At 60.1% G+C, this 263-nt stretch carries 1 pseudogene; it reads right to left on the bottom strand.

From position 1 onward, the window contains the following. A pseudogene (locus R0J92_RS23865) lies at positions 1-196 on the bottom strand (patatin family protein); the annotation flags it as partial. Positions 197-263: the final 67 nt, after the last annotated feature.

The raw sequence follows: 263 nt of genomic DNA, 5'->3' as shown, positions 1-263 counted from the left end.
CGTTATAAACACGCTGCCGTTCCTCCAAGACCCGCGCAAGCCCTGGGTACTGGCGCGCGAAGGCAGGAGCGAGGCGCATAAGCGGCGTCTGGCGCTTCCTATAGCTTTTTTCCCGTGTCATCACAACGATCGGCTTGGTCACCCCATCTGACAAGGCTTGTTTGATCGGCAGCGGATCGGCGAGGCTGCCGTCCATTAAAAGGCGCCCGCCAAATTCTACAGGGCGCGACATAAACGGCAGTGAGCTCGATGCCCGCACGACC

The organism is Tritonibacter sp. SIMBA_163 (assembly GCF_046535935.1).
Lineage (GTDB): Bacteria > Pseudomonadota > Alphaproteobacteria > Rhodobacterales > Rhodobacteraceae > Epibacterium > Epibacterium scottomollicae.
The sequence above is the reverse complement of the archived record's forward strand: the minus strand, read 5'-3'. Positions and strand labels throughout refer to the sequence as shown.